The following is a 25,749-nucleotide window of genomic DNA, read 5'->3' on the forward strand; positions in this document are numbered from 1 at the left end:
TACCTATGGCGACTATATTAAACAGCAACTTTAATCTATAATCTCCTGATATTTATATTTATCACTTATATCTAACATGACTCTAGCAAAAATGTTTGTGCAAAAAAGAATTCCAACAATGGAATTATCTAAAGAACAAAGAAAGAAAATTTGGCTAAATAAGTTTATTAAATCATATTTGGTTGTATTTATAGGCTATCTTAGTATGTATATGATTCGTAAGAATTTTAATATAGCTCAGAATGATATGATTCAAGATTATGGTCTTTCTTTTACTGATTTAGGATTGATTGGTTTAGGTTTTTCAATTACTTATGGTCTTGGTAAGACTGTGACAACTTATTACTTTGATGGTAAAAATACTAAGCAAGTGTTGCCTTTTATGCTTATATTATCTGCGATATGTATGATAGGCTTTGGTCTAAGCTTAGGGAGTAGTACATATAGTATATTTCTCATGATTGCCTTTTATGCTATGAGTGGTTTTTTTCAAAGTCCGGGAGGCTCTTGTAGTTATTCTACTATTACTAAATGGACACCTAGAAATAGAAGAGGATTTTTTTTGGGACTGTGGAATATGTCTCATAATATTGGTGGAGCATTAGCTGCGGCTGTAGCACTTTTTGGGGCACATGTAGTATTTGATGGCAATGTGGTTGGTATGTTTATTTTTCCATCAGTTCTTTGCTTAATTATCGGTTTTATTGGATTGAGGGTTGGTAATGACTCTCCTGAATCATATGGTCTTGGACCTGTTGAAGAAATATTTGATGAACCTATTAGCGAAGAAGATGCATATGTTAAAAAAGTACAAATTTCAAAGTGGGAAATTTTTAAGAAATATGTGGTTTTTAATAAGATAATCTGGGTCTTGTGTTTTGCAAATGTCTTTCTATATGTAGTTAGAATTGGTGTGGATCAATGGTCACCTGTTTACGCTCATGAAGTTTTGGGTTTTACAAAAGAAACTTCGGCATGGAGTTACGCATTATTTGAATCAGGAGCTTTAACTGGAACATTATTATGGGGATTACTATCAGATCTTATTAATGGTAGACGTGGATTGACAGCTATTATTTGTCTTATAGCTACTATTATTTTAATTTTCTTATATCAGTCAGCCACTAATCAGTATGTATATTTAACGGTTATGTTTCTTTTAGGATTTTGTGTGTTTGGACCACAGCTTCTTATAGGTGTAGCTGCTGTGGGATTTGTTCCAAAACAGGGGATTGCAGTAGCAGATGGTATAAAAGGTACTTTTGCTTACTTGCTAGGCGATAGTTTTGCTAAACTTGGCTTGGGTATGATTGCCGATAAAAAAATTAGTCTATTTGGATTTGATGGTTGGTATGGAACTTTTATAGCATTATATTTAGCTGCGATTGTATGTTTCGTGCTAATGATGTTTGTAGCTATTGCAGAAGAGAAAAAAATTAAAAGAAATAAAGAGTATTATTCTGGTATATAGCTAGATTGATAAATTCTTTATTTGTTGCTCAACTTGTTTTAAAGATTTTTCTCGTATTTCAGCATTTAAATCAACTCCTTCAGCACAGATCACAGTTATGTCATTTATACCAATAAAATTAAGAATTGTTTTTAAATAGTTTTCTTGGAAATCTAAAGGTTTTGCAGCTCCTTCACTATAGATATTTCCTTTACTAAGAACGAGGATAGCTTTTTTATTTTTTACTAAGCCTTCAGGTCCATTCGCTGTATATAAGAATGTTTTTCTTGCAATCATTATATTATCAATCCAAGATTTTAGTGTCGAAGGGATACTAAAGTTATACATCGGCGATTCAATAACAATAATATCATTTTCAAAAAGCTCTTCTATAAGCTTGTTTGAGGTAGCAAGTCTATCTTGATTATTATTTGCCATGGCATTAATAAAGTCTGGATTTATATGTTCTACAGAATTATCTACAAGATCTCTCTCTGAAACTTTCACCTTGTCAGTGCTTTTAAAATGGCTAATTAAATCATCACCAATTTTTCTTGAAACCGAATTTTCTTCTTTAATACTTGATCTAATATGTAAAATCTTTCTCATATTTATACTCTCTTATGTCATTACTATGATTATAATTTTATATTTCAAATCTAATAAAAAATACAGACTAATTACATATAGTAGAAATTTTTATAAAATTTTTATATCTTTGCTAAAGTTCATAATAGAATCTTTATATCACTTGAAATTATAATTTATCTCCTAAAAATATATGTTTAAAGAGGTTGATATGATTATTGTTTCAGCAATTACAATGATAAGTTTGGCGATATATATGACAGCTACGCTTATATATCCAGAGAAATTTTAGCTTATAGGAGAGTATAGCTATGAGTTATAATTTTATTTTGTTTGTGGTTTTTATATTTACATTAGTGATTATTACTAAACCACTAGGAACTTATATATTTAAAGTATTTAATAATGAGAGAACATGGCTTGATTGGTTTGCAAAGCCTTTTCAAAGAGTATATCTATTAATACTTGGGGAGAGCTCAAAAAAAGAACAATCAGCGAAAAGTTATTTTTTTAGTTTGCTAAGCTTTTCGATTATGGCGTTTATCTTTGTTTTTGTAGTATTACTTTTGCAAGGCTTATTACCTTTTAATCCACAAGAAATTAAGGGAATGGGTTTTTCTCAAGCATTTAATACCGCAGTAAGTTTTGTTACCAACACTAATTGGCAGAGCTATAGTGGTGAGACAGGTGTTAGCTATTTCTCACAGATGCTTGCCCTTGCTGTCCAGAACTTTGTTTCAGCAGCAGTTGGGTTATGTGTTGCAATAGTCTTGATAAGGTCTGTAGCAAGGCATGAGGCTACTAAAGTTGGTAACTTTTGGAATGATTTGGGTAAAGCTATATTTTGGATTTTACTGCCAATATCTATCATAATCGCTATTGTATATATATTCCAAGGTGTGCCACAAAACATTATGGCATATTTACATGTACATACTTTAGCTGGTAGTGATCAAATCATTGCTCAGGGACCTATAGCATCACAAGAAGCTATTAAGTCTTTAGGTACAAATGGTGGAGGTTTCTTTAATGCAAACTCTGCTCATCCTTATGAGAATCCAACTATAATTACAAACTATATTCAGATGGTTTCAATATTTGCTATAGCTGCGGCATTAACTTATACCTTTGGTAAGTGGGTTGGCAACACCAAGCAAGGTTGGATGATATTTGCAGTAATGTTAGTACTATTTGTGATATCTCTAATGGTTATGACAATATCAGAGCTTCATGGCTTAGATTTTTTACATAGCAAAAATATCCAAGATATCTATGGGCAAGTTGGTCATTTATCAAATATGGAAGGTAAAGAGACTCGCTTTGGGATATTTAACTCAACTTTATATAATACTGTTTCAACATCTGCTTCAGATGGCGGTGTAAATAGTGTCATGGATAGTTATTCTGCTATAGGTGGAATGATGGCGATGCTGAATATGGCTATTGGTGAAGTTATCTTTGGTGGTATTGGTGCTGGATTTTATGGCTTCTTTATGTTCTTGATGTTAGCTGTATTTATCGGATCATTGATGATAGGTAGAGCACCAAGCTTTTTGGGTAAGCGTATCGAAGCTAATGATATGAAATGGACAATGTTTGCTCTACTTATATCACCATGTTGTGTATTAGTATTTACAGGTTTGGCAGTAGTTATTCCAAGTGTGCATCAAGCATTAACTAATAGTGGTGCGCATGGTTTTTCAGAGATACTTTATGCTTATATCTCAGGATCTAATAATAATGGTAGTGCTTTTGCAGGTTTAGCAGCAAATACTAGCTATCTGAATATTACAATAGCATTGAGTATGCTTATTGGACGTTTTGGAGTAATATTTGCTGTAATGATGCTAGCAGGATCATTAGTTAAGAAAAAACGTAGTTCACAAATGAGTGAAATAAGTTCACTTGATACAACTAGTTTTATTTTCTCGGTCTTAGTGTTTTTCACAATAGTGCTAATAGGTGGCCTAACTATATTCCCAGCTTTAAGCTTAGGACCAATATTAGATCAACTAAATTTAAATTTCTAATCGGTGATAGTTATGAGTACAAAAAAATCTCCTAATTTATTGTCAAAAGAACTTGTAGTTCCGGCTATAAAGAAGTCTTTTACAAAATGTGATCCTCGTCAGATGATCAAAAATCCAGTAATGTTCTGTGTCGAAGTTGTGACTATTTTGTGTACACTCTATCTAGTTTCAGAAATTGTACATAAACAAGATATTGGCTTTACATTACAGGTTGTAATATGGTTATGGTTTACAATATTATTTGCAAACTTTGCTGAAGGCATCGCTGAAGGAAGAGGTAAAGCTCAGGCTGATACTCTAAAAGCTGCAAAATCTAAGCTTTTTGCATTAAGAGTTGAAAGTGATGGTAATGTCACAAAAGTAGATGCAGAGAGTTTAAAGATTGGTGATACTGTCATTGTTGAAGCAAATACTCTAATTCCTTGTGATGGTGATGTTATTGAAGGAATGGCAACAATTGATGAATCTGCTATTACTGGTGAATCTGAACCTGTTGTTAAAGAAGCCGGCTCTGATAATTCTGCTGTGACTACAGGTACAAAAGTTCTTTCAGATGCTATCAAAGTTAGAGTTACATCTAATCCAGGTGAGAGCTTCTTGGATAAAATGATAGAGCTTGTTGAGGGGGCAAAGCGTCTTAAATCTCCAAATGAGATTGCTTTAACTATTTTATTGTCAGGATTGACACTAATCTTTATATTTGCGATTTGCTCTTTATATGGCATGGCAATGTATAGTAATACAGTTTTATCAGCTGTTGTTTTGATTGCACTTTTTGTGACATTGATACCAACTACAATAGCAGGCCTACTATCAGCCATTGGTATATCTGGTATGGATAGACTTCTAAAGTTTAATGTTGTGGCGTTATCTGGGCGAGCTGTTGAGTCTTCTGGGAATATTGATTTATTACTTTTGGATAAAACAGGTACGATAACTCTAGGCAATCGCTTTGCTACGGATTTTATTGCTTTAGGAGCGACATCTCCAGATGAGTTAGCTCATGCTGCTTGGTTAAGTTCACTTGTTGATGAAACACCTGAAGGTAAATCTATAGTTAAGTTAGCAGAACAGCGTTTCGGGTTTAAACAATCCTCTGTAGATATATCTGAAGCTGAAATCATACCTTTCTCAGCATATACAAGAATGAGTGGCATAAATTATCAAAGTCTTGAAGTAAGAAAAGGGGCAATCTCATCAATAGAAAATTATCTTAAAGATAAGCTTGATAAAGGTCTTCTAAAAATGTTTAGAAAAGTAACAGAGCAGATATCAGAGCAGGGAGGCACTCCTTTAGCAGTGGCTCATAAAGATAAGCTTTTGGGTGTGATCCATCTTAAAGATGTTATAAAACCGCATATCAAAGAGCGCTTTGAAGAGTTACGTAAAATGGGTGTGCAAACTGTTATGATAACAGGAGATAACCCATTAACAGCCGCTGCGATAGCTGCAGAGGCGGGAGTTGATGATTTCGTTGCTCAAGCATCTCCTCAGGATAAACTAGATTTTATAATCAAAGCACAAAAAGACGGCAAAACAGTTGCAATGTGTGGAGATGGTACCAATGATGCACCGGCTCTTGCACAGGCGGACGTTGGTATCGCTATGGCAACAGGGACATCTGCAGCTAGAGAAGCAGGTAATATGGTTGATCTAGACTCAGATCCTAAGAAGATAATTGAAATAGTTAAAATTGGTAAACAAATACTTGTAACTAGAGGAGCATTGACAACATTTAGTATAACTAATGATATTGCTAAGTATTTTGTGGTGATTCCAGCACTATTTGTGACAGCATTTCCTAGTCTTGGTGCGCTTAATTTTATGGGGTTACATTCTTCAACAAGTGCAATACTTTCAGCAGTTATATTTAATGCTCTAATCATTATCTTTCTGATACCTATGGCATTGGTGGGCGTGAAGAATGTTGTAGCATCATCACAAACCTTATTACGAAGAAATCTTCTATATTATGGTTTAGGTGGTGTGATAGTACCTTTTATAGCTATTAAGCTGATAGATATGCTTATAACAGCTATGCATATAGTTTAAGCAAGGAGTTAATCTTATGAAAAACTTATTTAAATCTTTTATGGCGATGTTTTTCCTTACCATTGTGCTTGGTTTAGTTTATCCATTTTTTATAATGGCAATTGGATATGGTGTCGCACATAATCAAGCTACAGGATCACAAGTTTATTATAATGGTAATGTAGTTGGTTCAGAGTTGATTGGGCAAACTATGCTAGATAATCTGTTCCAGTCTAGACCATCAGCATCAGGATATAATCCATTAGCTACGGGTGGTACTAATTATGCAGTTAATAATCAGACACAGTTACAAGATGTTAAAAATAGAATTAAAGACTTACAAGCTAAGTATGGTGTTAAGCCTATTCCAGAAGATTTAGTTTTTGCATCTGGTAGTGGAGTTGATCCAGAGATAAGTCTGCAAGCTGCGATATATCAATCAGCATATATAGCTCAAAAGAATAATCTCTCTATAGATCAGGTTAATAAACTTATCCAAGAGAATACTAAAGAGCATCTCTTTAATATAGCTACTGTAAATGTTTTACCATTAAATATAGCTCTTTTACAACTGATAGGTAAAAATTCTCAAGGTATATCCAGTCTGATATAATTATATTCTGTGAATATTCTCAACAACTTTAATAGCATTGCTTAAGGCCTCTATGGATAATCAGCAAAAAGTAGATGCACTACTAAATCTAGCAAATAAAAGTCAAGAATCTAAGAAAGGTAAGCTAAAGATTTTTTTAGGTTATGCCCCTGGTGTTGGTAAAAGCTACGCGATGCTTAATAATGCTAGAGCTCTACAAAAAGATAACAAAGATGTGGTAGTTGGGCTTCTTGTTAGTCATGGTAGAGCTGATACGCAAGCGCTATTAGAGGGATTAGAGGTGATGCCACTTAAAAAAGTGACATATAGAGGTAAGGTGTTTGAAGAGCTTGATATAGATGCAATAAAAGCAAGAAAGCCAGATATAGTAATAATCGATGAATTGCCACATTCAAATTTGCCGACATCGCGAAATAAAAAAAGATATATTGATATTGAAGAGCTTCTTGACGAAGGCATTTCTGTTTATACTGCGATAAATATTCAGCATATTGCTAGCTTATCTTATGAAGTTACTCAATTAACACAGGCTAATGTGAATGAGATTGTTCCTAATGATTTTATTCAGTCTGCAGATGAGCTTGTTGTTGTAGATGTTAGCCCAGAAGAGCTTATCAAGAGATTAAAACAAGGTAAAGTCTATAAAAGTGATGCAATAAATAGAGCGTTAGAAAGATATTTTCAGTATACGAATTTAACTATATTGAGAGACTATACATTTAGGATGGCAGCAAACCATGTTGGTCAAGATATTCAACAATATAGAAAGTTGTATCAAAATGGCAGTGCAATACCTACATCACCATACGTATTAGTTTGTTGTGGTTATGATGAAGCAACACCTAGTTTACTGCGTAAAGGTAAGCTTTTAGCTACAACATTAAATGCTAGATTAATAGCTATATTTGTCCAAAAACCAAATAAAGTTACAAAGACTAGATTAAACTTTGCTGTTATCAGACGCTATAAGATGTTAGCAAATAGTTTAGGTTATAATATTGAGCATATTCTTGGGGATAGGATTTCTGATACGATACTAGAATACGCAAAGTCTATAGGAGCTACTGATTTAGTTATAGCCAAGTCAATACGCCCTAAGTGGAAAGATAGGTTTTTTGGATCTCTTGTTTATGATGTTGTTCGTAATAACAATACGGGAATGCAAATCCATATTGTTTCGATAAATAAAAAAGAATGTAAGGCCGAAGAGCCACCGCGACATAAAAAGATAAATATAAAAGAGTTGGTTTTAGATACTATAAAATCGGTTTCAATAACTGCGATATCGGGAGTATTTATATTTTTTAGTTTGAATATTGCTGGATTAGTGTCTCAGACATTATGTTTCTTATTAGTTCTCGCTGCGTGTGCGTATAGGTATGGTCTGATACCATCGATATTATCCTCTCTAGTAGGATTATTTTTATATGTATATTTATATCTTGAGCCTAACTTTGTATTTCATATATCTAGTTTAGCGGGAATAATTACATTTGCTTTGTTTATGGCTATCGTTATATTTTCGAGTCATGTAATTCTACGTACAAAAAGAGCATTTACTCTTCTTAAAGAGCGAGAAAATAATATTTCTGTATTATATCGATTTACAAAGATATTTAATGAGAAAAGCTTAGATAAAGATTTACGTCCAATATTTTTAAATGCTTTGGAAGAGTATTTTAAGTGTGATTTTGTATTTTTAAGTGTTTCAAATGGCGAATTAGAATCTTCAGCATTTCCACAACATCCAAATTTTAACCAAAAAGAGTTAGCAGCAGCAAAGTGGAGTTTTAAGTATAAAGATAGTTGCGGTAAGGGGACTAATACTTTCGCAGGGTTAGATTGGGCGGTTGAGCCACTAGTTATAGAGAGTAGAGTTCTTGGTGTAATAGCTGTTTATCTAAGTTCAGAAGAAGCTGTAGAGAGGATAGTCACAGATAGTGTAATTCTAAGTAGCATGCTATCTCATATATCGCACTTACTACTTAAAAGAAATCTTGAAAAGGAAGAGAAAAAGTCTCTAGTTCTAGATGAGCAGCGAAGACTACAAAAATCGATGCTATCTTCTGTTTCTCATGATTTAAAGACTCCTCTAGCATCTATAATGGGCGCCTTAAGTAGTGTTAAATCATTTAAAGAATCTTTTACTCAAGAGCAACAAGATGAAATGATTGACTTAGCTTTGACAGAGTCTAAAAGATTAGATAACTATATAGACAATATAATCCAGATGTTAAAAGTCGACTCAGGAAAACTCTCTTTGAGTATAAGAGATATTGATAGTAATGATTTCCTTGCAGAAATTGAACAGGTTTGTAAAAGAGTTTATAGCAAGCAGAAATTCAAATTTATAGTCCCACGTGAATCATTTAAAATACAGTTGGATCCTATCCTATTCCAGCAGGTTATTCTTAATTTGATTGATAATGCGGTTAAATTTACAGCTAATTTTGATAAAGAAGTAATGGTTTCTCTTGTAAGAAAGGGTAACGAAGCTTGTCTTTTTGAAGTAAAAGATCAAGGTCTTGGCTTAAAAGAGGTAGATATGGAGAAGATATTTACAATTTTTCATAGAATTGAAAAAAGAGATAGCTATACCCATGGTAACGGTTTAGGTTTGGCTATATGTAAAGGGATTGTTGCTGCACATAATGGTAAAATACGTGTTTATAGTGATGGCGAGGGTAAAGGAAGTGTTTTTAAAGTTACATTACCTTTGCAATTAAACTTAAACAATAAGTAAATATAGATAGTTTAAATATGATAAAAAAAATACTAATAGTAGAAGATGAACCTCAAATTAAGAAGCTTTTAGAAAAAACTTTTTTGGTACTAGGGTATGATGTTGAGAGTGCACCAACAGCTTCAATAGCGACTAGCCTGCTAGGACAATATCATCCTGATGTTGTTATTCTCGATCTTGGACTTCCTGATCAAGATGGGCAAGATTGGCTTAAGGCTGTAAGAGTTAGTAGTGACGTACCTATTATTGTAGTCTCAGCAAGAAATGATACAGAAGAGGTTGTCAAAGCTTTAGAAAATGGTGCCAATGATTATGTTAAAAAGCCTTTTGATATGCCTGAGCTAATTGCTCGAGTTAGAAGACAGTTGATTGCTGTTATTAAAAAAGATCTTGAAATCGCTAATGTATATAGCTTTGATAATCTCATAGTTGACTTAAATGATCATAAGGTTATTTTGGATAACCAAGAAATTCACTTATCAAAAAAAGAATTTTCGATTTTGGGCTATTTAGTTAAACACTCAGGCAAGTTGGTAATGCAGAATACTCTTTTGCATGAGGTTTGGGGAGATTGCTATGGAGACGGGGCTCAGTATCTAAGAGTGTATATTGGACAGTTAAGAAAGAAGCTTTCTGCCTGTAAAAAGCAACCATTAATTGTTACAGAAAATGCCATAGGTTATCGCTTTATACCAGCTGACTAGAAAGTATACTTATAGTTTATAAGCTCATCTTTTTTTGGTCCAGATATTTTCCATACTAGACTAATCTCACTCTCTAAATTGTAAAGTTCAGCTGAATATAAATCATCAATACATATATGAGCCTGCTCACTTTGCCATAAGTTATCATCTATACGTATTAAATCAAAAAGTTTGACAAGATTGTTATAACCAAATCGAGCATGAGATAAACTTATGCGCTGTGAATTTATCTTTTGCCAGATATATTCGTTAGAAATGTTTATAGGTTTTTTTGAACCATCAAGTATAAAAGAACCTTCTTCTTTGAAGTATATACAATTATCTTTTTGATGAGTTATGACAGTGCCATGTCCATGACCATTCCAGCCTGTTTGAGAGTTTTTGCCGCTCTTCGACTCATACTTAAAGTACTGTATATTAAGTAGCTTAGAGAATAGTTCCATAGTGTTAACAAATTTAGTTTTTATGACTGTGATTATATGAAAAAATTGTTAGATAAGTCAGCATTATTTGCTTAGTTGTTAAAATAGAGTTATTATTTCAGCGCTTAATAAAAAATTATAATAAATTTTATGAACTCCAAATCTATCGGCTCAGTTTTTTTGATAATAGGTACTACTATTGGAGCAGGAATGCTATCTTTACCTTTGATAGTTGCTTCATGTGGATTTACTATGGCGACAATTCTTCTTGTATTATCATGGAGTGTAATGTATGTAACAGCTATTAAGCTATTGAGAGTTTGTGCAGAATATCCTCTTGGAGTTAATTTCACAACAATGATGCAGTCAAGAGTATCTAAAGGGTATCTGATATTTTTTACGGTAATTTATTTGTTATTGCTTTATTCATTAATGTCAGCATATACAACACAAGGCTCATCATTAGTAGCTACAATCGGAAGTCTTGAGGGTTCTTCGAAATTTGACGTAGCGTTATCGGCTATTATTTTTACGCTAATATTTGGTGCTTTAATGTTTAGCTATAGAGTGAGTGACTATGCAAATAGGACTTTTGTAATACTTAAGTTTGTGTTTTTTGCAGTAGCTGTCGTTATTATGTTGCTATATATAAATACGAGTTATTTAAGTAGAGCGCCTCTTAGTTTTTCAGCATTTATTTTTGCGTGGCCGACACTTTTACCATCTTTTGGTTTTCATAATATAATTCCTGTTATTTATGAGTATCAAAAAGGAGATATTAAAAGTCTAAAAAAAAGTATACTTATAGGCAGTTTATGTGTTTTGATTATATATATAATTTGGATTTTATTGGCTTTGGCTCTTATTCCTCAGCAAGGTTTGCATAGTTACCAAACATTATTTATGTCTAATAATACTCCTATGGGACTTGCTTCAGAAATTAGACAAGTCTCGGGCTCTGATTTTTTAGAAACTGGTCTAAATGCATTTATCCATATAGCTATCATTACATCTTTTATTGGTGTGGGAATTTCTTTAATGCATTATATTCGTGATTTATTCTCTCGTTATAATAAGAAAATAACTAATTTAGCATTAGGTCTTGTTTGTTTCATTCCGCCTTTAGTATTTACTGTTTTCTACCCTAGAGGGTTTATACTTGCGTTACAGTATGCTGCAATATTCGCTGTGATAATATTTGTTTATACGCCAGCATTTTTAAGTAGAAAGGCAGATCTTAAGGTGTATTATTCAAATATCTATGTGATATCAATGGGAAGTATAGTAATATTTTTTCAAATTTTTAATCTGTGTTTCGATATCAATCCATTTACTGGTTTTTAAATAGTCGATGATAATTTAAGCTAGAACATATATAATGTATGATTAGCATTTTTATAAGTATAAGATTATAGAGTTATGAGATTCGTAGATGAAGTAGTGATTAAGCTTCAAGCCGGTAAGGGTGGTAATGGTTGTGTGAGCTTCCGTAGAGAAAAATATGTTCCTCGTGGTGGACCGGATGGTGGAGATGGTGGTCATGGGGGTAGTATTTATCTCAAGGCAGATGAGAATGTAAACACTTTGATTGATTATCGTTACAAAAGAGAATACTACGCTGAAAATGGACGCCCAGGAGAGGGACGTAACTGTTATGGTAAAGCTGGTGAGGATATGTATCTAATAGTACCTGTTGGTACTAGTGTATTTGATCTTGAAACGAACAAAAAAATTGGTGAAGTTTTAAATAATGGTGAAACTCTTAAGCTAGTTTCAGGAGGTAAGAGAGGTATAGGTAATACCCATTTCAAGAGTAGTACAAATCAAGCTCCACGAAAGTTTACTTTAGGTGAGGAAGGTGAATATAAAGAAGTTCGCCTAGAACTAAATTTGTTAGCAGATATTGCATTGTTAGGCTTGCCAAATGCTGGTAAATCAACACTTATTCGTTCGGTATCTGAAGCTACACCAAAAGTTGCTGACTATCCATTTACAACTATGTATCCTCATCTAGGAGTAGTTAAGGTTGGTGTCGATAGTTTTGTGATGGCGGATATCCCAGGTGTGATTGAAGGCGCTGCTGAAGGAGCTGGGCTTGGCCTTAGATTTTTGAAGCACTTAACTCGAGCAAGATGCGTATTGCATGTAGTAGATATTTGTCCATTTAATGAGTCAGATCCTGTAGAGAACTATTTTGCAGTTGAGAAAGAGCTTAAAAAATATAGTGAAGAGCTATATGATAAGCCTAGATTTCTAGTTATTAATAAGATTGATTTGCTGGCTGATGAAGTAGAAGAAAAGTGCCAAGAGTTTGTCAAACAGATAGGCTATGAAGGTAATTATTATATGATATCGGCAGCTATGAAAAAAGGAACAGAAGAATTAGCTAAAAAGCTTAATGAGTTTTTACATAAGCAAGAGTAAATGATAGATGAAAATAAAGAATCTAATATTTGGTTCACCAATTCCTAATGCAAAGCAACAAGAACAAAAAATAGGTTTATTTGCCGGATTTGCAATATTATCATCAAATGCTTTATCTTCAGTTTCTTATGCAACGGGAGAAGTTTTTATAGTTTTAGCTACAGCAGGTGCTGTAGCTGTTTCACAGTACTCTATAGGAGTATCAGTGATGGTTATACTATTGATGCTATTGATGGGTTTCTCTTATGCTCAAGTCATAAGAGCGCATCCAGAAGGTGGCGGATCATATTCAATAGTAAAAGCACATTTTAGTGAAAGATTGGTTTTACTAACTTCAGCATCATTGATTATTGATTATATACTTACTGTGGCAGTTTCGGTTTCGACGGCAGCAGTAGCTATTAGTTCAGCATTTCCGGGGTTAGAAAATTATAGTACTAAGTTAGCATTATGTTTTTTAGTCTTTTTGATGATTATGAATTTAAGAGGAGTAAAATCTACAGCAAAAATTTTTGTGTGGCCAACATATATGTTTATCGTGTCAATAATTGTGATGATAATAGTGGGCATATATCAGTATAATCATGGCACTCTAGAGACTTTTAGCTATAAAGAAGACTATCTTAATCAAATGCAAGCATCAATGGGTGTGTTGACAATAACACTAGTTCTTAGAGCTTTTTCTTCGGGAAGTTCAGCTTTGACTGGTATAGAGTCTTATGCTAATGGTGTTTCTGCTTATAAGTCACCAGGACTATCTAAGGCTATTGTTGGGCTATTACTGATGGTTTTCTTATCTATCGTGATGTTTGCGGGAGTTACCTTTATTGCTGCAAAGACACAGATACTTCCTAATTTCTCTGAAAGCGTTCTATCTCAAGTAGCTCACCAAGTTTTAGGGAATGGATTTTTTTATTACTTTTTACAAGCATCAACATGTTTGATTTTGCTTATGGCTGCTAATACATGCTTTACAGGGTTTCCTATTCTTGCTGCAATTATGAGTAAGGATAATTATCTACCCGAACAGCTTCAGCGTCTAGGTGATAGATTTGCTTTTAGAAATGGTATTCTTATTTTGACAGTTTTATCAGCTATTTTAGTTATTATTTTTGATGCTAAAGTTAGTAGATTAATCCCTTTATATGCATTTGGTGTTTTTATTGCGTTTACTCTTTGCCAAGCAGGTTTAGTTAAATACTGGTATAAAAATAAGCGTATTTATAAGAGTTGGGGCTTAAGAGCCTTTATTAATGCTTTTGGCTGTGTAGCAACCTTTGTTGTTTTGATTACTATTATTGAGAGTAAATTCTTTGAGGGTGTCTGGATTGTAATAATTGCTATATTGATAATAATGTATGGTTTATATTCAATTAAAATGCACTACATTAAAAGAGAACATAATCTAGCTTTAAGTATTGATGAGGCTGTTGTAAATGCGTGTATACATGAGAATTTAAAACCAAAAATAGTTATACTAATCTCCCGTATTCACCGTGGTACAATAGATGCGTTGACATTGGCGAGAAATATCTCTGATGATATAACACCAGTATTTGTTTCAGCAAATGAAAAGAAAATAGAAAAAATAAAAACTGAATGGAAGAATCTTGCATTCAAAGAAAAGCTTCTTGTGATGCGACCGGTTTATAATTCATTTATCACACCTGTATTACAGATTTTGCACAAGAATGATTTGAGAGATCCTGAAAAAGGATATTCTGTAGTAATAATTCCTGAGGTTGTAAATACAAAGTGGTGGCATTTCTTATTGCATAACCAAAATTCGCGCATGGTTAAGCTAGCTATTGCCGCGATGGATAAAAAAGATAATAAGACAGCTACTAGAGTGGTTATCTCTGTACCGTATAAGGCAGAATAACGAATGTTGAGATTTTTTGGAAATTTCTGGCATATATCTGATTTTTTCTGGAAAAGTAAGTACGGTAAAATAGCACTGGCAATAGTAGCTTTGTTACTAGTCCTTGAAGGCTTGGGGGTTGCTCTAAGTGTTTACTTAAACTCATGGAATGTTGGGTTCTATAACTCAATTCAAGAATATAATAAAGCATTGTTGATACACCAGTTAATTATCTTCATAGTCTTGATATCATTGATGATGTTTAACTTCTTTCTATCATATTTAGTTAAGCAGTTCTTTGTTATTTTTATCCGTAAACCAATGACTGATTTTTATACTAAAAATTGGCTGTACTCAAGATCATACTATAGAAGTAAACAGGTTGATAATCCAGAAGAAAGGATTGATGAAGATGTTACAAGATTTATTACCGATTCACAGTCATTATTTTTAGGAATCACAAGAAGTATTTTTAGTTTTTTCTCATTTGCGGTAGTTTTGTGGGGATTATCAGGAGACTATACTTTCAATATTTTAGGTGTAGATATTACCATCTATGGCTATCTTTTTTGGGTGGCTTTTTTATTGGGTCTTTTGAATATTGTTGTAGTATTTTGGGTTGGTAGACCCTTGAAAAAGCTAGTGTATCAAAAACAGAAGTTACAAGCTAACTTTAGATACCACTTATCTACCATCAGAAACAATAGACTCTCAGTTAGGGACTATAATGCCGAAAGATATGAATATGCTCGTTCTAGAAGGAATTTCAAAGCAATTGTAACTAACTTCTATAGTTTAATGTTCCGTAATGCAAAAATAGATGTTGTAAATACGCTATTTAGTCAAGTCTATGCAATTATCGGTACAATCTTGTCATTACCTAGATATTTTGCAAAACAGATAAGCTTTGGTCAGATGATGCAGGTAAACTCAGCAGTAATGCAAGTGATATTTCCTATGGTTTATTTGACATATGTATATGAGACCTTAGCTAGCTTAAGAGCTAGTATGTCACGACTTACAGAGTTAAAGCATGAAATATCCTCAGAAAAAACAAACTCTGATGAGATAGATATGCTTAATTGTGAAGAAAGTATTTTAGAGGTAAATAGCTTTTCGTTGCAAAAATCACAAAACTCACCATTCTTGTTGGATAACATATGTTTTAGGCTAAAGAGTCAAGAAAGATTGCTTATAAGTGGCCATTCTGGCATTGGTAAAAGTACTCTGTTAAGAGCTATTGCAGGAGTTGGGTGTGGTAGTCACGATGGAGATATTATCTTTGCCAAGAAGTGTCTCAAGATTTGTTTATTGCCTCAGAAACCTTATTACCCTGAAGATGATTTTAAGCGAGCTATTTTTTATCCAATACAGTCGGGAATACCTTCGGATGATAAGTTTATCGAGATTCTTGAGTTATTAAATGTCGGCTACTTAGCAAAATACATAAATACAATAAATGATTGGCGAAATTTTCTATCGTCTGGTGAGCAGCAAAAGCTTAATTTCTGTAGGATTTTTGTTAAAGAGTATGATTTACTATTACTTGATGAGGCAACTTCAAATATTGATATAAATTCTGAAAGAAAAATATATGAAATTCTACAAGAAAAAGGATTTACATATATCTCAACAAGTCATAGTGAGAGAGTTAGAGAATACCATGATAGCTTTTTAGATTTTTCTAATGATTGATCAAAAGATGAACAATAATACTAGCGAAATAACCTATGGCAATAACCCAAGTCCACTTGAGGTGCCCCATAAAAGTATATTTACCTTTGGATTTACCCATCACGGCAACACCAGCTGCTGAGCCTATAGCTAGTAAGCTACCACCAACCCCAGCAGTTAGAGTTATTAGTAACCATTGAGCATGTTCCATTGTTGGATTCATGCTAAGGACAGCAAACATAACAGGGATGTTATCAATAATTGCTGAAAGTATACCAATAATTGTATTTGCTTGAGTATGTGCAGAGAAAAGGCTTGGTGCAATTGATTGCATATCTGTATAGATATATTGAGATGCTAAACCAAGATAGCCTAAAGCTGCTAGTCCTTGTACAGAAACTAATATTCCATAGAAAAACAACAGTGTATCCCACTCTGCTTCTTTGACTTTATCAAAGATATCAAAAGCATGAGGAGGCATTTTGTGTTTTTTAGGATTCCTATTCTCATAAGCAATTTTCAGTCCGTAGATATAGTTGTATATCATTACATATCCGAAGCCAGTCATCATTCCTAGTGATGGTGGTAAGTGAAGTAAATGCTCAAATGATACAGCAGTAGCAATCGTTAAGATAAATAGCAAAATAACTGGAATAGCGCCACGCTTAAGCTCTACTTTTTCCTCTATTATCGATTGAGATTCCATTTTTGGTATAAAAAAGCTCATAATAATAGCTGGTACTAAGAAGTTCACTAATGATGGTACAAATATAGCAAAGAATTCTGTGAATTTTACAACTCCAGTTTGCCAGACCATCAGCGTAGTAATATCTCCAAATGGAGAAAATGCACCGCCTGCATTTGCTGCAACTACAATATTAACACAAGCCATAGTAATAAACTTTTTATTGTCTTTGCCAATAGATATTACAACAGTACTCATCACTAGAGCAGTTGTTAGGTTATCAGCAACTGCCGATAGAAAAAAAGCTATAATACCGGTAAGCCAAAATGTTGCTAGATATCCAAAGCCAGCTCTTAGTAGTGTACTTTTTAGCTTAGCAAAGACATTTCGATCTTCCATTAGATTGATATATGCCATTGCGACTAATAAGAATAATAAAAGCTCACCATACTCAGTCATAATATGGTCAAAGTTTGAATGTACAATATTGTCCGCGCCAACTGATTTGCCAACTATTGCTACTAATGTCCATATAATACCTGCTGCGAGGATTACAGGTTTGGACTTATTGAGTTTAGTGAAGTCTTCGGTCATAACAAATAAATAAGCAATTACAAAAACCACAACAGCAGCAATCGCTAGTGGTTGGTCAACAGCATGAACACTCACCGCACTTAGAGATTTAGCCCCTTCAGCAAATGATAATATAGGTAACATGCTTGTAAATATTATAAGTAGGAGTTTTTTAAACATTATATTTAAATAAAAATTATCGATGGCGCTATTATAACATTGTCAGCTAGAGAGTTAAGAAAATAAACTAAGCTTTTAGCTTTGGTAGTACTACTATACTAAATGGGTAACATATTTATATTAATCTGATATAATAACCCGCTACTTACATATAAAATACAAGGGGTGTTTCTATGTGGAAATATTCTCCAATTAAAACTATTCTTATTCTAGGACCTATGGTTTTTGCTTTTGCATTAGCCATGGATGTCTATATGCCTGTTCTACCAGATATGCGAGAGGCTTTTAATACAACTCAGCAAATGGTGCAAGTCACATTATCTTTGTTTCTGGTTGTTACAGGAGTCGGTCAGCTTATTCTAGGACCATTATCAGATCAATTTGGTAGATTCAAAATTATTTTAATATCATCTATTATATTTTTGATAGGGTCGGTTTTATGTGCAATCTCTCAAGATATTGAGTTTTTGATATTTTCGAGAGTTGTTCAGGCTGTGGGGTGCTGTGGTCTATCAGTATGTGCTTTTGCAATTATTAGAGATGCATTCTTCGGTAAAACAAGTTCGATGATATACAGCTTTATTAATGCGATAATCTCTGTTTCACCAATAGTAGGGCCATTAATTGGAGTGCAATTAGCGATACATTTTCCATGGTATTCCGCTTTTATATTTCTGACTATATTAGCTTTTGTTTCATTTTTGATAATAGTATTTTTTGTCAAAGAAAGCTTACCTGTTGAAAGACGCAAAAAGATGACTTTGAGTGTTTTTGCGAGATATTTACATGTGTTAAAGTCTTTACAGTTTTGGGCGTATTCGCTAGCAGCTGTATCAGGGATGGTTTCGTTTTTTATATTATTTTCAATGACTCCATACATTATTAACTATTTGGGTTACCCTATTTCAGAGATATACATTGTATTTGGTTCAGCAGGGGTGGCATTTTTGATAGGTTCAATATTTGCTGGAGTTATTGTTAATGCACTGGGTGTCTATAACACTGCCTTTCTTGGTGTGGTGTGTGTATTTATTGCAGGTGTTTTGTCATTTAGTATATATGAAATATGGGGATTAAGTTTATGGGGCTTTTTTGCTCCGTGTTTCTTAGCGACATTTGGTTGTGCCCTTACCGCAGGTACTGGCGCTAGTGGTAGCATGGAGCCATTCTATGAAATGGCGGGTGTTGCAGCAGCATTATTTGGAACTATGGAGTTTGCTATTAGTGGAACTATAGGCAGCATAGCGATGTTATTCCCAGCAACTAGCTCTTTACCAATAGCAATTACAATGATTATTATTTCTATTATTGCGGCCTCATTGTTAATTCTAGTCAAAATCACACAGACAAAAGAATAGCTAATATTTATAAATCTTAGAAGTTACTTATGCTAAAAATATTAAAAACTATATTTAGTACAGTCAAATCGATATGGAGCGCTTACTGGAGCTGGTATATGGATTCGTGGAGAAGAATTGCCCCAATAAGATACTTTGGAATTTTTCTTATGATATTGATAATAATATACGAAGTTTTCTTTAAATCTTAACTTAATAATGCTCGTGAAGCATAGTCTTATGAATTGTGGTTAGTTTCTGTCAATCTTTAAGTTTTAATATGCATATATGCATGACAGCTATGCGCATATAGATATTTTTATCTATCTTGAGATAAATTAGAATCACTGGTATTGAGTCATCATAACCTTAATTATTGCCTTTTGAATAAATATAGATGTTCTTATAGATCAAAGGCAAAAGTTAGATACTCTAATTTCAAGAATTGATTTTATAAGAAACCAAAGGATAAACTATGAAAAAAACATCACTTGTTGTAGTGGCGCTATTTACGTCAACATTAGCCTTAGCAACACCATTCACTTTGAATATTGATAATCAGTCTGAAGCACAGGGATTGCAACTTCATTCATCTACTGATGGGGATAAGAACCTTGAAAAAGGCATCAATACTTTTAATCTTGATACTCAAAATCAGTATGAGATCCGTATACCAAATGTTCAGATAATAGGATCATTGAAGCAAGATGCAAGCTTTTTTACTATGCAGAGTGTTCCAATGAATCCACAATATTATCAAAATTTGAATGTTGAAATCTCATCTCCAAATGGTTCATACAAAACTGTAACACCAAAGCAAGCTAATGGCATATGTAGTATTGATACTCAAGGGCAGGGCATTACTTGTAGAATATCGAAAGTAGCACCAAGCGAGCTTAATATTACCCTCACAGGAGGTAAAGCTCCTGAGCCAATAGCTGAGTATACTTACGATGCGGGTGTTTGGGATGATTCAAAAATATATCAAGTCAAATATAATCCAACTTTGTACCCTAAAGTAATATATTCGGTAGATGGAGGAAAGAACTATATGTCATATGTAGCTTGTTGGTATGCAGATGCTTCAAATACTCCAGGAAATGGTGATCCTTGGAGAGAGTACGATCCATCAAAAAATGTTTGCTCGTAAAATCTCCATGATTAAAACCATACTCTAAAGCTATCTAGACACTATTTATTTCATAAATTTCTTATCATTAAGGCGAACTTCATATCATCAGATGTGACATTATCAAATCTAACTTTAGCTTGATAACCACTGCCCTTTGCCTCTTCCATAGGATTACCATCTTTGTCTAGCATATTGTCTAGTATTATCTCACGACTACCAGATGGCAACATAAGTTCGATACTATCGCCGATTTTCATTTTGTTACGGACATTGATATCAGCATAGCCAGTATACTCATCGAAGTTTGTTACTTCACCAACGAACTGTTGAGTAGAACTACGTGAGTCTGAGTTTTCATACTTTTGATACTCATCATGAACATGGCGACGATAGAACCCCTCGGTATAACCTCTGTGAGCGAGACCTTCAAGTTTATCCATAAGCGTCATGTCAAAAGGTTTGCCTGCAAGAACATCTTTGATAGCTTGATCATATAGCTGAGCAGTTCTAGCAGCATAGAAAAATGATTTTGTGCGACCCTCTATCTTAAAGCAATCAACACCCATTTTCATCATTGCTTCTACATGCTGTATAGCTCTTAGGTCTTTTGAATTCATAATATAAGTACCATGCTCATCTTCAAACATTGGGTTATATTGTCCTGGCTCTTTGTCATTCTCTATAAGCACTACTTTATCGGAAGGTGTACCTATACCAAGAGTTGAACTTACTTCAACAGGCTCGAAATCTCCCCACTCGTTTTGTTTTGCCTCAGCAACTTTGTAATTATTGCGACAAGCATTATTACATACACCTTGGTTAGGATCTCTATGACTGTAGTATCCTGATAGTAGACATCTACCTGAGTAAGCCATACATAATGAGCCATGAACAAATGTTTCAATTTCCATATCTGGAACATGCTCTTTGATCTCTGCGATTTCTTTTAGAGATAGTTCTCTTGATAATACAACGCGGGTAATACCAAATTTTTGCCAAAATCTAACAGTTTCATAGTTCACAGCATTGGCTTGAACTGATAAATGTATCTCTTGGTCTGGGAAGTTCTCTCTAACTAGCATAATCATGCCAGGGTCTGACATAATCATTGCATCAGGTTTAAGAGCAAGTACTGGAGCTATATCTTTGATGTAAGTTTTGATTTTAGCATTATGTGGAGCTATATTATTAGCTAGCATTATCTTCTTGCCTTGCGCATGTGCTTCAGTAATTGCTGTCTCAAGAGTTTCTAATTTTGAGAACTCATTATTTCTAGCCCTTAGACTATAGCGAGGTTGTCCAATATATACTGCATCAGCCCCATAAGCAAAAGCATAGCGCATAGCTTTTAGGGTACCTGCTGGTGACAATAGTTCAGGTCTTTTCATGTATTTTTATCCTTTGACTTAATATTTACTAAGCTTTTTTCTTAGAAAGCGAATGATTCGACTCTATATTTTAACTTTTTATTTTTTGTCTATAAAGATTTATTTTGATACAAAGAATTGTTGAATTAATTCTAATTTACAAAAAAATAAGATGGTAGGATTCAGTCAAAGTCTGGTATTTTGGAGATTTAGATATATCTAAATTAGTAACCTATAAATTATAATCCAAAAGGTCGGTAAAACCGCTAATATAATATAAGATATTATTAGTCCATCATAACCATACTTTGTTAAAAAAGCTCCAAGACCACTAAAAGTAAATGCTGCTAGGTTTTGCAATAATCCTAATGCTGATGCTGCTGTTCCTCGTCTATGAGGATGTAAAGATAGTGCTTCACTACTTATGTTAGGAGCTCCAATCCCAGAGCCTATTGTGAAAATGAAAAATGGTATCGCTAATAGCCACCCAGAGAGAGGTAGGTTGATTATTTTAGTAACTAAAACAATAGTCAAAGATGTTATGAATAAACAAATAGGAAGTATAATTCTATTTTCAAATTTAACTCCCTTTCTCAACATGAGTTTAGAAATTATTCCACCTAGTATAAATGCAATCGATATCGGAATAAAAAATAAACTAAATTCCCCTGTCGCAAAATGAAGCTTTGTCAACAAGAAGGGAACTTGAGACAGGTATACATATACAGATATATATATCGAAGTACTAGCTAAAGTTAAGATGATAAATTTAAAATCTTTCAATAAGTGTCTGTATTGATTTAGTACAGCTAAAATAATATGCTGTTGAATAATGCTATGATCTTTTACCAACATTTCTCGTTAAGTCTCAAGAGGGTAAAGATTTAGTTAATATGGATACAGAGTTATCGTTAGCTAGTCTTTATAGTTATTATGTTTATCAAACAAAAGAGTCAGTAAAGATTGATACTATTAAAAATCTCTTTCAAGTATCTTAATAATATTAAATGGCAAAAATTAGCAAGGTTCCTTTTACCGTGGTATTATGATATTATCTTTTTTCTAAATAGTAGATGAAATTTACTTCTTAATATTAAATATTAATAGGGGCTAATATGAATTTTGAGCTTGCTAGAGAGAATATGGTAAAGCAACAAGTCCTCACTGAAGGTCTTTCTTTAGATGGTGTTGCAAAGATTATGGCAGATATCCCTAGAGAGATTTTTCTACCCAAAGAATATCAATCTTTAGCTTACTGTGATACTAATCTTGTGATAGATGATAGAGAGCTTAGAAGCCCCATGTTTACAGCTAGGCTAATAGAAGCTTTAGCCATGAAAAAAACTGATAATGTACTAAAGCTTGGTTTAGAAACAGGGTATCCAGTAGCCTTAATAGCAAAGCTATGTAATAGTGTTGAGCTTGTTGACTATGATGAACAAAGATTAGCTATGGCAAGACGTAATTTAGCAAAAATAGATGTCTATAATGTCGAGTTTAATAGTGCTGAGCATCTGACAAATATTATAAAAAATGCTAAAAAATATAACTGTATATATATATCAAATGTTGTAGAAGAAAATGAGGTGGATGAGTCTTTATTAGATCTTCTTGAAGTTGGTGGTAGATTGGTTTTTGTCGTCAGAACTGATGTGTGTGACAAAGCTTATCTGGTAACTAAAGCAGTAAAAGAAACATACCAGAAGAATTTTCTTTTTAATGTTTATAATAGATAAAAAAGTATGAAGAAAATAGCACTATATATTTTGGGTTTTTTGGGAGTTTTTATGGCATTTGCCAACGAGGATACTCCAGTGCCAGAATACAAATATGCCGGAAGACCTCTTGGTACGGATATAACTCAGAATCCATATAGTGTAGAGAAACAGTATGCTAAGGCTGATGAGATTAAAGTAGATAATAAATTCTATGATCTTAAAAAAGCTGATGAAGTTGCAATGGTTGGCAATACTGAAGATAAATTCTATAGTCTAGTTGATATCTACAAGCTAGCTGCTGAGCATAATGCAGATTACCAAGCAGCTAGATCAACATTTGCAGCTAATGTTGAAACAGTGCCTGCGGCATTAGGTGCGTTATTACCGCAAATTGATTTCAACTATAATCTTAGACGTGATCTGTATAATCAGTTCGGTGGTAGAGTTAATGATACAGCAAACAATCTTAACTTTAGTGGTTCTCAAGTCCTTTTTGATTGGAGTAAATGGAAAACATATACTCAAGCTACATACTTGCAAAAATCTTATGCTATGATTTATGCAAAGGCAGAGCAGACTCTTATCGTTGATACTGTAACAGCATATTTTGAGCTTCTTAGAGCAGAGCAGGCGCTACAATTTCAGTTTGCAAACGAAGCATGGAACAAGAAGTTATATCTAACACAGAAGTATCAATATAACTCTGGTATGGTTTCCTATGCAGATTTTAAAACTACTGATGCTCAGTATCGTCAGGCTATTGCTGATAGAGTTAATGCTCAAAGGAATTTCATTAATGCAAAAGCAGTGATGGCTAAACTTATTGGTAAACGTATAAGCTCTATATTGTATATTTCAAAAGATACGGAATTTGGTAATCCTGTACCAGATGATATCAACTACTGGTTAAATACTGCTGAGAAATATAATCTTGATATTGCACAAAAAAAGTTTGAGTATGAGGCCGCTGGCGAGGGTGTAGGTATTGAGTGGGGTAATTTTTTTCCTAAGGTTAATTTAACTGGCGGTATATTAATGTCACGAAATGCACTTTCTGGTAATCCTCAGCAAACTGCACGAATTCCTACTAAGTATGATGTTGCTAATGTTGGTGGTGAAGCTAATTGGAACTTATTAAGAGGAGGTTCTGATTATGCGAAGCTTAAACAAGCAAGTTATAATAATCAAGCAGCTAATTATGCATTACTTCAAACACAAAGAGAGGTTTATGCTGGTACGGTAGAGGCATATCAAACGGTTGTTTTAGATGCTGTCAGAATAGATGCTTATAGAAAGTCAGTTTATGCTGGTATTGCTTCTGTAAAAGCGATATTAGATGGCTTTGAGGCAGGTACGCAGACTATCGTTGACTTACTTAACCGCCAGGCAATACTTGTACAAGCCCAGCTTTCATTTGCAGATGCTATATTCAACTATGTTGAGGACTATGTTAGATTGAAGCAATTGCAGGGTGGTTTGACTTATAAGGATGTTGAATACATAAATAATATTCTTGGTAAAACAGATATAATATCGCAAATTGCAACGGAGTAATTACTTCAATGTCTCAAGTTTCAGCTTTTATTTTAGATTTTGAAAAATACAAAGCTGAGGATCTTAGAAATTATCTTTCTTATAAAAATAGTATTGATTCGCTAAAGCTAAATAACAAGCAGAAAATATTTTCTCAGTTTATTCGTTATTTTGTATTAGAAAAATTTTATGATATTGCTACCCCAATATTTGAGTATAAGCATGGTAAGCCATATCTACAGGATCATGAACTATATTTCAATATAAGTCATACTAAAAATAAAGTGATAATAGTCTTTGCGAATAAGGATATAGGTGTAGATGCAGAGGAGATATCCTCAAAGAGAAATGTTCTTTTGATAGCAGAGCGATATTTCACTAAACAGGAGTATCAAAGTTTAAAAACTAGCGAAGACACATATAATCAGTTTTATAAATTATGGACATTAAAAGAAGCTCAGGTAAAAAGAAGCGCTCTAGGTATTGCTAGGGGGCTGTCTGATGCAAACTTCAGTAAGCAAAATATAAGTTGGATAAGTAATAACTATCCGGAAGATTTTTTTACTTTCGATTATCAAGAATTAATAATTTCGATTTGTTGTCAAAATATCACTAATCAAAAAATAGATTTATACGAAATTCAGAATTTTGAGTTTATAAGAATAAACACTACTAGGGGGTAGT

General features: G+C 33.5%; 20 protein-coding genes. 15 read left to right on the forward strand and 5 right to left on the reverse strand.

What is annotated here, in order from left to right:
* The first annotated feature begins 76 nt into the window (after positions 1-76).
* The gene (gene uhpT, locus FTPG_RS02775) at positions 77-1,471 is read left to right on the forward strand and encodes a hexose-6-phosphate:phosphate antiporter (protein WP_004286905.1); all 1,395 of its coding nucleotides are present in this window, start codon (positions 77-79) and stop codon (positions 1,469-1,471) included.
* On the opposite strand, the gene FTPG_RS02780 is transcribed toward uhpT, so the two are convergent.
* On the reverse strand, positions 1,472-2,059 hold the full coding sequence (locus FTPG_RS02780) for an FMN-dependent NADH-azoreductase (RefSeq protein WP_004286906.1): 588 nt from the start codon (positions 2,057-2,059) through the stop codon (positions 1,472-1,474).
* A 290-nt stretch (positions 2,060-2,349) separates the two neighbouring features.
* On the opposite strand from FTPG_RS02780, the gene kdpA reads away from it, so the two are divergent.
* From kdpA to FTPG_RS02805, 5 genes are read left to right on the forward strand one after another with little or no spacing between them, the layout of a single operon-like run.
* A complete protein-coding gene (kdpA, locus tag FTPG_RS02785; protein WP_004286907.1) occupies positions 2,350-4,068 on the forward strand; it encodes a potassium-transporting ATPase subunit KdpA in 1,719 nt (572 codons plus the stop codon).
* Between the two features lie 12 nt (positions 4,069-4,080).
* Positions 4,081-6,120 carry a potassium-transporting ATPase subunit KdpB gene (gene kdpB / locus FTPG_RS02790; protein WP_004286908.1) on the forward strand — a complete coding sequence of 680 codons (2,040 nt, stop codon included), beginning with the start codon at positions 4,081-4,083 and terminating at the stop codon, positions 6,118-6,120.
* A 16-nt stretch (positions 6,121-6,136) separates the two neighbouring features.
* Positions 6,137-6,712, forward strand: a complete 576-nt coding sequence (locus FTPG_RS02795) for a potassium-transporting ATPase subunit C (protein ID WP_004286909.1) — start codon at positions 6,137-6,139, stop codon at positions 6,710-6,712.
* Positions 6,713-6,764: 52 nt separating this feature from the next.
* Entirely contained in the window at positions 6,765-9,455 is a 2,691-nt protein-coding gene (locus FTPG_RS02800) for a sensor histidine kinase (protein ID WP_004286910.1), read from the forward strand.
* A 17-nt stretch (positions 9,456-9,472) separates the two neighbouring features.
* Positions 9,473-10,159 (forward strand): response regulator transcription factor, encoded by a 687-nt coding sequence (locus tag FTPG_RS02805; RefSeq protein WP_004286911.1) that lies wholly within the window; start codon positions 9,473-9,475, stop codon positions 10,157-10,159.
* Here the strand turns inward: FTPG_RS02805 and FTPG_RS02810 are convergent.
* Complete coding sequence (locus tag FTPG_RS02810; protein ID WP_004286912.1) at positions 10,156-10,602, reverse strand: DUF6314 family protein; 447 nt, start codon at positions 10,600-10,602, stop codon at positions 10,156-10,158. The two genes, FTPG_RS02805 and FTPG_RS02810, sit on opposite strands and share 4 nt — an antisense overlap.
* Positions 10,603-10,731: 129 nt before the next feature.
* On the opposite strand from FTPG_RS02810, the gene FTPG_RS02815 reads away from it, so the two are divergent.
* From FTPG_RS02815 to FTPG_RS02830, 4 genes are all read left to right on the forward strand, one after another.
* Positions 10,732-11,925 (forward strand): amino acid permease, encoded by a 1,194-nt coding sequence (locus FTPG_RS02815; RefSeq protein WP_004286913.1) that lies wholly within the window; start codon positions 10,732-10,734, stop codon positions 11,923-11,925.
* 75 nt (positions 11,926-12,000) lie between these two features.
* On the forward strand, positions 12,001-13,005 hold the full coding sequence (gene cgtA / locus FTPG_RS02820; RefSeq protein WP_004286914.1) for an Obg family GTPase CgtA: 1,005 nt from the start codon (positions 12,001-12,003) through the stop codon (positions 13,003-13,005).
* A gap of 7 nt (positions 13,006-13,012) precedes the next feature.
* On the forward strand, positions 13,013-14,887 hold the full coding sequence (locus FTPG_RS02825) for an APC family permease (protein WP_004286915.1): 1,875 nt from the start codon (positions 13,013-13,015) through the stop codon (positions 14,885-14,887).
* A gap of 3 nt (positions 14,888-14,890) precedes the next feature.
* Positions 14,891-16,561 (forward strand): ABC transporter ATP-binding protein/permease, encoded by a 1,671-nt coding sequence (locus tag FTPG_RS02830; protein WP_004286916.1) that lies wholly within the window; start codon positions 14,891-14,893, stop codon positions 16,559-16,561.
* Here the strand turns inward: FTPG_RS02830 and nhaD are convergent.
* Positions 16,551-17,978: a sodium:proton antiporter NhaD gene (gene nhaD / locus FTPG_RS02835; RefSeq protein WP_004286917.1), complete on the reverse strand. Its 1,428-nt coding sequence runs from the start codon at positions 17,976-17,978 to the stop codon at positions 16,551-16,553. The genes FTPG_RS02830 and nhaD overlap by 11 nt on opposite strands.
* Before the next feature lie 173 nt (positions 17,979-18,151).
* Here nhaD and FTPG_RS02840 point away from each other — a divergent pair, with 173 nt between their 5' ends.
* Both FTPG_RS02840 and FTPG_RS02845 read left to right on the forward strand, forming a co-directional pair.
* Positions 18,152-19,336, forward strand: coding sequence for a multidrug effflux MFS transporter (locus FTPG_RS02840; RefSeq protein WP_004286918.1), 1,185 nt, complete (start codon positions 18,152-18,154; stop codon positions 19,334-19,336).
* A gap of 454 nt (positions 19,337-19,790) precedes the next feature.
* Entirely contained in the window at positions 19,791-20,465 is a 675-nt protein-coding gene (locus FTPG_RS02845; protein WP_004286919.1) for a hypothetical protein, read from the forward strand.
* A 50-nt stretch (positions 20,466-20,515) separates the two neighbouring features.
* On the opposite strand, the gene trhP is transcribed toward FTPG_RS02845, so the two are convergent.
* Together trhP and FTPG_RS02855 are read right to left on the reverse strand one after the other, a co-directional pair.
* The gene (trhP, locus tag FTPG_RS02850) at positions 20,516-21,835 is read right to left on the reverse strand and encodes a prephenate-dependent tRNA uridine(34) hydroxylase TrhP (protein ID WP_004286920.1); all 1,320 of its coding nucleotides are present in this window, start codon (positions 21,833-21,835) and stop codon (positions 20,516-20,518) included.
* A 198-nt stretch (positions 21,836-22,033) separates the two neighbouring features.
* A complete protein-coding gene (locus FTPG_RS02855) occupies positions 22,034-22,669 on the reverse strand; it encodes an MFS transporter (RefSeq protein ID WP_234367147.1) in 636 nt (211 codons plus the stop codon).
* Positions 22,670-22,929: 260 nt separating this feature from the next.
* Between FTPG_RS02855 and FTPG_RS02860 the strand changes: the two genes are divergently transcribed.
* From FTPG_RS02860 to FTPG_RS02870, 3 genes are read left to right on the forward strand one after another with little or no spacing between them, the layout of a single operon-like run.
* Entirely contained in the window at positions 22,930-23,550 is a 621-nt protein-coding gene (locus FTPG_RS02860; protein WP_004286922.1) for a protein-L-isoaspartate O-methyltransferase family protein, read from the forward strand.
* Positions 23,551-23,556: 6 nt separating this feature from the next.
* Positions 23,557-25,086, forward strand: a complete 1,530-nt coding sequence (locus FTPG_RS02865) for a TolC family protein (protein ID WP_004286923.1) — start codon at positions 23,557-23,559, stop codon at positions 25,084-25,086.
* 8 nt (positions 25,087-25,094) lie between these two features.
* A complete protein-coding gene (locus tag FTPG_RS02870) occupies positions 25,095-25,748 on the forward strand; it encodes a 4'-phosphopantetheinyl transferase family protein (RefSeq protein ID WP_004286924.1) in 654 nt (217 codons plus the stop codon).
* Position 25,749 lies beyond the last annotated feature (1 nt).

It is taken from the genome of Francisella philomiragia subsp. philomiragia ATCC 25015 (assembly GCF_000156715.1).
GTDB classification, from domain to species: Bacteria; Pseudomonadota; Gammaproteobacteria; order Francisellales; family Francisellaceae; genus Francisella; species Francisella philomiragia.

What these genes read in the sequence shown, in the direction of transcription:
- uhpT (WP_004286905.1), top strand. Translation starts at nt 77, where the DNA reads ATGACTCTAGCAAAAATGTTTGTGCAAAAAAGAATTCCAACAATGGAA.
- FTPG_RS02780 (WP_004286906.1), bottom strand. Translation starts at nt 2,059, where the DNA reads ATGAGAAAGATTTTACATATTAGATCAAGTATTAAAGAAGAAAATTCG.
- kdpA (WP_004286907.1), top strand. Translation starts at nt 2,350, where the DNA reads ATGAGTTATAATTTTATTTTGTTTGTGGTTTTTATATTTACATTAGTG.
- kdpB (WP_004286908.1), top strand. Translation starts at nt 4,081, where the DNA reads ATGAGTACAAAAAAATCTCCTAATTTATTGTCAAAAGAACTTGTAGTT.
- FTPG_RS02795 (WP_004286909.1), top strand. Translation starts at nt 6,137, where the DNA reads ATGAAAAACTTATTTAAATCTTTTATGGCGATGTTTTTCCTTACCATT.
- FTPG_RS02800 (WP_004286910.1), top strand. Translation starts at nt 6,765, where the DNA reads ATGGATAATCAGCAAAAAGTAGATGCACTACTAAATCTAGCAAATAAA.
- FTPG_RS02805 (WP_004286911.1), top strand. Translation starts at nt 9,473, where the DNA reads ATGATAAAAAAAATACTAATAGTAGAAGATGAACCTCAAATTAAGAAG.
- FTPG_RS02810 (WP_004286912.1), bottom strand. Translation starts at nt 10,602, where the DNA reads ATGGAACTATTCTCTAAGCTACTTAATATACAGTACTTTAAGTATGAG.
- FTPG_RS02815 (WP_004286913.1), top strand. Translation starts at nt 10,732, where the DNA reads ATGAACTCCAAATCTATCGGCTCAGTTTTTTTGATAATAGGTACTACT.
- cgtA (WP_004286914.1), top strand. Translation starts at nt 12,001, where the DNA reads ATGAGATTCGTAGATGAAGTAGTGATTAAGCTTCAAGCCGGTAAGGGT.
- FTPG_RS02825 (WP_004286915.1), top strand. Translation starts at nt 13,013, where the DNA reads ATGAAAATAAAGAATCTAATATTTGGTTCACCAATTCCTAATGCAAAG.
- FTPG_RS02830 (WP_004286916.1), top strand. Translation starts at nt 14,891, where the DNA reads ATGTTGAGATTTTTTGGAAATTTCTGGCATATATCTGATTTTTTCTGG.
- nhaD (WP_004286917.1), bottom strand. Translation starts at nt 17,978, where the DNA reads ATGTTTAAAAAACTCCTACTTATAATATTTACAAGCATGTTACCTATA.
- FTPG_RS02840 (WP_004286918.1), top strand. Translation starts at nt 18,152, where the DNA reads ATGTGGAAATATTCTCCAATTAAAACTATTCTTATTCTAGGACCTATG.
- FTPG_RS02845 (WP_004286919.1), top strand. Translation starts at nt 19,791, where the DNA reads ATGAAAAAAACATCACTTGTTGTAGTGGCGCTATTTACGTCAACATTA.
- trhP (WP_004286920.1), bottom strand. Translation starts at nt 21,835, where the DNA reads ATGAAAAGACCTGAACTATTGTCACCAGCAGGTACCCTAAAAGCTATG.
- FTPG_RS02855 (WP_234367147.1), bottom strand. Translation starts at nt 22,669, where the DNA reads ATGTTGGTAAAAGATCATAGCATTATTCAACAGCATATTATTTTAGCT.
- FTPG_RS02860 (WP_004286922.1), top strand. Translation starts at nt 22,930, where the DNA reads ATGAATTTTGAGCTTGCTAGAGAGAATATGGTAAAGCAACAAGTCCTC.
- FTPG_RS02865 (WP_004286923.1), top strand. Translation starts at nt 23,557, where the DNA reads ATGAAGAAAATAGCACTATATATTTTGGGTTTTTTGGGAGTTTTTATG.
- FTPG_RS02870 (WP_004286924.1), top strand. Translation starts at nt 25,095, where the DNA reads ATGTCTCAAGTTTCAGCTTTTATTTTAGATTTTGAAAAATACAAAGCT.